The organism is Thalassobacterium maritimum (assembly GCF_031127805.1).
Classification (GTDB): Bacteria; Verrucomicrobiota; Verrucomicrobiia; order Opitutales; family Coraliomargaritaceae; genus Thalassobacterium; species Thalassobacterium maritimum.
The window spans coordinates 1-1,507 of record NZ_JARXHW010000134.1; the positions used below are offsets into that span (position 1 = coordinate 1).

Sequence of the window (1,507 nt, forward strand, 5' to 3'; positions counted from 1 at the left end):
ACAATGCCATTGCATATTAAAAATATGATAAGCCAGCAACAATATCTGTACTTTGAATGAAAAGGATCTAATAAGTTTTGGATGGCTGAAACATCCTGCAATTTTGCTAACATCTCGTGGTTGGAGAATCGTTTTAATCAGGCTCTCTCGCCGTTAAACACCTCAGCTCATCGCCGTGGGCGGAAGGCAACAGTTGGGCTAGTATCAATATTCGTTTCGTTAGTTAGGCAAAAACTGTTTCAACGAGGCGCACTTGATGAGCATTTGTTAAAATCATGCGGTGAAGGCTTGCAGGGTTCAACTATATCCCGGCGTCTACGTGTGGTTGATTTAGAACGACTTAATTCAATTAGCGATTATTTACTGGAGCCGATTGGTAATCCGCACTCCAATCCTCAAGGCTATCATGGCGACTACCGACTCATTGGCATTGATGGTACCCGTTTCACTTTGCAGAACACTACGGCAATTTTGGAAAAAGTCCCTAAAGCCAAGACGCGAAACAGTCCTGTGGGCGATGGGCTGCAAGAGGTGGCTTTTCCGCAAATCTACGCAAGTTCACTGGTCGAGTTGGGCGCTCACAACCCACTTGCAGTGTCCGTCGGTGCTGGTGGAGATTGTGAACTGAGTCTAGCGGCCAGCCTGCTGGCGCGGCTCGGGCCAGCCGACATGCTAATGGGCGACTGTCTTTATGGTGTTGGCTGGTTCTTACATCAACTCGTAGGCACGAGCCAATGCGGTGCATTTTTACTAAAAGTCTTCCATTCGCAGACAAGTTCTCCTGTTCGGCGACTCGCGGATGGCTCATGGATCGTCGAGGTCAAAGTGCGTAGCCGAACGCGCCCAGCCAAAATCATCGCCACTCATCGTGTGCGTGAAATACACTATGCCGTTGAAAGCACGAATGCGCAAGGTGAGCTGATCACTGAAACTTACAGATTATGGACGAACTTGATCGATTCCAGCGAGCATCCGGCCCAGCAAATGGCCGAGCTTTATAATACTCGCTGGGAGCACGAAGGCTACTATCGAGAGCTAAAGCTTGAAATGAAGAAACACAAATACCTGAGCTCCCAACTCTTGGAAACCGCTCAGATCGAAATCCTGTCCATGGTCTGGGCCAGTGCGCTTGTTGCACGCGAGCGGCAACGCATCCACGAAAAAAGCGCAAGTCAATCGGCTCAGTCCGGAGAAAATGAAACGATCTATCAGTCACAATCCATCCGCTTCGATTTAGTGCGTGAAAACGTCACAACGCTATGGAGGCTCTTTGAAAGCGTCGGTAGCATTATTAGCGAAGAGCAGTATCAAGGCTTTGTGGACAAATTTACCACAGAGGCCGATACCTTCCGCTCGCCCAAGCGAAGAAGGCGAACATGCCCCAGAAAAATAAGGCAAAGCGTCAGCCATTGGCCCAAAGTCAGGATAAGAAGCGAATCCAGAGAACCAGTTCTAATTACGGTCCTAGAGAGGGCACTTTGAATTATGCAATGGCATTGCGACTTGT

The 1,507-nt window shown here is 48.7% G+C and carries 1 protein-coding gene; it reads left to right on the plus strand.

Features of this window, described 5'->3' with window-relative positions; all coding sequences use genetic code 11:
* Positions 1 to 321 precede the first annotated feature (321 nt).
* A complete protein-coding gene (locus QEH52_RS19590; protein ID WP_308952650.1) occupies positions 322 to 1,482 on the plus strand; it encodes a hypothetical protein in 1,161 nt (386 codons plus the stop codon).
* Positions 1,483 to 1,507 lie beyond the last annotated feature (25 nt).